This window comes from Sphingobium lactosutens DS20, from assembly GCF_000445105.1.
Taxonomy (GTDB): domain Bacteria; phylum Pseudomonadota; class Alphaproteobacteria; order Sphingomonadales; family Sphingomonadaceae; genus Sphingobium; species Sphingobium lactosutens.
In genome coordinates this window covers 1-3,725 of sequence record NZ_ATDP01000050.1, presented here as the reverse complement: position 1 = coordinate 3,725, position 3,725 = coordinate 1, and the positions used below count along the sequence as shown (strand labels likewise).

At 63.0% G+C, this 3,725-nt stretch carries 4 protein-coding genes; 2 read left to right on the top strand and 2 right to left on the bottom strand.

What is annotated here, in order from left to right; translation table 11 throughout:
* Positions 1 to 174: 174 nt before the first annotated feature.
* Entirely contained in the window at positions 175 to 573 is a 399-nt protein-coding gene (locus tag RLDS_RS31230; protein WP_197672744.1) for a type II toxin-antitoxin system VapC family toxin, read from the bottom strand.
* A gap of 11 nt (positions 574 to 584) precedes the next feature.
* Positions 585 to 851, bottom strand: coding sequence for an antitoxin (locus RLDS_RS31225; protein ID WP_020818770.1), 267 nt, complete (start codon positions 849 to 851; stop codon positions 585 to 587).
* Positions 852 to 1,151: 300 nt separating this feature from the next.
* Between RLDS_RS31225 and istA the strand changes: the two genes are divergently transcribed.
* Positions 1,152 to 2,657 (top strand): IS21 family transposase, encoded by a 1,506-nt coding sequence (istA, locus tag RLDS_RS31220; RefSeq protein ID WP_020818759.1) that lies wholly within the window; start codon positions 1,152 to 1,154, stop codon positions 2,655 to 2,657.
* Positions 2,657 to 3,466, top strand: coding sequence for an IS21-like element helper ATPase IstB (gene istB, locus RLDS_RS31215; RefSeq protein ID WP_020818758.1), 810 nt, complete (start codon positions 2,657 to 2,659; stop codon positions 3,464 to 3,466). Before istA ends, istB begins: the two co-directional genes overlap by 1 nt.
* The last annotated feature ends 259 nt before the right edge of the window (positions 3,467 to 3,725 follow it).

Below are 3,725 nucleotides of genomic sequence, written 5' to 3'. Positions count from 1 at the left end.
CCCCCTCCTCTCTCCGGCCATGAGGTCAATGGACGGCAAAGGCCCCCCGATCCGCTATGGAGCTGAAGGTCATCTCAAGGGTTAGGGTCGATCGCGAAGCGTGTGGCGGCGGCCCGCCGCTGGAGCGAGCCGATGCGCTAGACGAAAGCCATGCGGTGATTGCCCGGCATCCGGTCAATGAAGGTCGGCGATCCAGTTCTCGACTTTGAGTGCGCGTATCCGCGAGAAGTCTGTGATATTCGCGGTCACCAGCACCGCTTCCAGGGCATAGGCATGGGCAGCGATGAACCAGTCATTTGGCCCGATAGGCTTGCCGGCTGCTTCCAGCTCTGCGCGAATACCGGCATATTCAGTGTCGGCGGGGACATCGAGGGCAAGGATCTGGAGGCTGTCCAGAATGGCCTCGATCTGCGCCAGCAGCCGCGGCGAACCCGCTCTGGCGCAGCCGTAGCGGAGTTCCGCCGCGGTGATGATGCTGACACAGATCGCATCCGGGCCCACTTCGGCGATGCGTGCGGCAACCGATCCTTGCGGATTGCGGGCAAGCTCGGAGACGGTATTGGTGTCGAGCATATAGAGCCCGCTCACAGGTCGATGGCCTTTATCGGGAGCAATGTGTCCTCGACATCGGGAAACTGATCATCGGGCCCGAGCGGCTGCAGGGATGCGAGGACTTCCAGAAGATTCTTGCGGCGTACCGGTTCGATAATGAGGCGGTCGCCATCGCGATGGATCATCACGCGGTCACCCGGAAGTTCGAAATCGGCAGGGATGCGCAGAGCCTGACTCTTGTTGTTCCGGAACAGTTTGGCTTCTCGTGGAGGGACGGAAACTGCTTTTTTCCGGGCCATATCGACCTCCTTTGCATATGCATGAACATATGCATTGTACTGGGGAAATGTCAAGATTGTAGCCCATGCCGGGTGTTGCCGTACCTGCGCGGCGACAACTACGATGGCCGGTTGAGCGGCGACTATGATGGCCGGTAGGATCGGTTGTCTGGTCTGATCGTAGGGAGGGGCGCAGCCCCGACCGGAGAGCGGACCAGACAACCGGTGGCGATCTTTTTCCCCTTCTTTCGGGGGGCAGATCGGGGCTGTGGCGGGCGGTGGTATCGGAACACTCATCGAACAACGAGCGATGGGTTTGCGATGCCGGGCCACCACATTTCCGATCAGCAGGTATTTCTCTTCATGACCCATCGTCGCCAACACACCCAGGCCGTCGCGGCTGCCAAGGCCGGTATCAGCGAACGCAGCGCACGCCGGATCGAGAACGATCCGCAGCTTCCGTCCCAGAAGAAGAAGGAGCGCCACTGGCGCACCCGCGCCGATCCGCTCGAGCCATTCTGGCCACGTATAGAGGAGTTGCTCCAGATCGACGGTATCATTGCCGTCACGGTCTTCGAGACGCTCCAGGACGAGTTCGGCGAGGATGCTGTTCCCGATGCGATACGACGAACACTGGAACGCCGGATCGCCCGCTGGCGGGCACTGCACGGCGGCGAGAAGGAGATCTTCTTCCCGCAGCATCATGAGCCCGGTCGGCAGGGCCTGTCGGATTTCACGGTATGCGACAGTCTCAAGGTCACTGTTGCCGGCGAGACCCTGGCCTATCGCCTCTACCACTTCCGCTTGGCGGCGAGTGGCTGGGAGCATGCGGCTGTCGTGCTGGGCGGGGAGAGCTTTGCCGCCCTTTCGGAGCACCTGCAGGATGCGTTGTGGAAGCTGGGCGGTGCGCCGGCCGAACACCGCAGCGATTCCCTGTCAGCCGCCTACAAAAACCTCAACGCCGATGCGCAGCGGGATTTCACCCGAAGCTATGACGAGCTGTGTCGTCATTACGGCATGCTTGCTACCCGCAACAACCGCGGCGAGGCGCACGAGAACGGATCGATCGAAGGTCCCCATGCCCATCTCAAGCGACGGCTCGATCAGGCCTTACGCCGGCGGGGCAGCCGCGATTTCGTTAGCATCGAGGCCTGGCGCGAGTTCGTTGAGGCGCAGGTCGCCAGACAGAACCGGCGACATGCTGCGCGCATCGATGCAGAACGCAGGGTACTCAAGGCGCTGCCCGCAAGGCGAACCACCGATTTCGCCATGGTCACCGTCGATGTCACCCGCAACGGCACCGTCGCCATCGATCGGGTTACCTATTCGGTGCCTTCCCGCCTCGTCGGACGGCGCCTCAACGCGCATCTCTTTGACGATCGCATCGAGCTCTTCCTCGGTCCAGACAGGGTAATGTCCACGCCGCGTGTGCGGATCAGTCATCCCCACCGGGGGCATAGCATCGATTTCCGGCACATGATCGGTAACCTGCGCCGCAAGCCCGGTGCACTGCGCAACCTCGTCTACCGCGAAGCCCTCTTCCCCGATCACGCCTACCGGCGGGCCTGGCAAGCCTTCGATGCCCAACTCGATGGACGGCAGGCCTGCCGCGATGCCGTCGCGCTGCTCGATATCGCCGCCAGGGGCGACTGTGTCGACGTGCTGGCCCGGCGGATCGATGAGGCTCTCGACAGCGGGCGCTTGCCCGATGTCGATGCGCTCAGGGACGAGTTCCTGCCAACCGCAAGATCGCAGCGCGATGTCGCTATCCCGCCACCCGATCTGCACAGCTACAACAGCCTGATCGCCAGCGGGGAGGTGCACTGATGACCCGCACCAAGGATCAGGCCGCCGCCGTACTGCCTACCCTGCTCAAGGCCTTGCGCCTGCCGAGCATCAACCGCAACTGGAAGCACCTCACCGACACCGCCGATCGCGATGGCTGGCCGGCCGCCAACCTGCTGGCCTCGCTTCTCGAGATCGAGATGGCTGATCGCTCCTCCCGGCGCATCCAGCGCCATCGCGACCAGTCCGGCTTGCCCGCAGGCAAGACCTTCGCCACCTTCGATTTCGACGCCGCCCCCGGCATCCGCAAACCGCACCTCTTGTCCCTCGCCGCCGGTGACGACTGGATCGAGAACGGCGGCAACCTGCTGCTGTTCGGCCAGAGCGGGACCGGCAAGACGCACGCAGTTGCCGCCATTGGCCATGCCCTCATCGACACGGGGCGGCGCGTCCTGTTCTGCTCCACCACCGACATGGTCCAGAAGCTCCAGTCCGCGCGCCGCGACCTCAGCTTGCCCGCCATGCTCGACAAGCTCGACAAGTTCGATCTCATCGTGCTCGACGATCTGTCCTACGTCCGCAAGGACCAGGTCGAAACCAGCGCCTTGTTCGAGCTCATCGCCCACCGCTACGAACGCCACTCGCTCGCCATTACCGCCAACCAGCCATTTTCGGCATGGGACAACGTCTTCCCTGATCCCGCCATGGCTGTCGCCGCGATCGACCGCCTCGTGCACCACTCGACCATCATCGAGATGAACGGCGAAAGCTACCGCAAGCGTTCCGCCGTCGCCCGCATCAACGCCGGCGATTACGACCCGCCCAATGGCGCCCCGGACCGGCCATCATAATTGTCGCTGGCTTCGCGCTCGGGAGCACCCTTGCTGAGGCAACGGGTAATTGTCGCCAGCGGCAATTACATGCCAACCATCCCATGCGCTTCAAACCCTCGCTTCCGGCCAGCGCCAGCGACAATTACCCAGCGTCGTAATTGTCGCTCGACGGTTGCTCCTCGCAACAGCAAATGGTAGCCAGAATTCACCAACCGGCGCGGCCACCTATCGGCCATCAAAATTGACGCCGACCGGACTCCGTAATCGTCGCGCTACA

Coding starts and splice junctions, on each gene's coding strand:
- RLDS_RS31225 (WP_020818770.1), bottom strand. CDS start 851: ATGGCCCGGAAAAAAGCAGTTTCCGTCCCTCCACGAGAAGCCAAACTG.
- RLDS_RS31230 (WP_197672744.1), bottom strand. CDS start 573: ATGCTCGACACCAATACCGTCTCCGAGCTTGCCCGCAATCCGCAAGGA.
- istA (WP_020818759.1), top strand. CDS start 1,152: ATGCCGGGCCACCACATTTCCGATCAGCAGGTATTTCTCTTCATGACC.
- istB (WP_020818758.1), top strand. CDS start 2,657: ATGACCCGCACCAAGGATCAGGCCGCCGCCGTACTGCCTACCCTGCTC.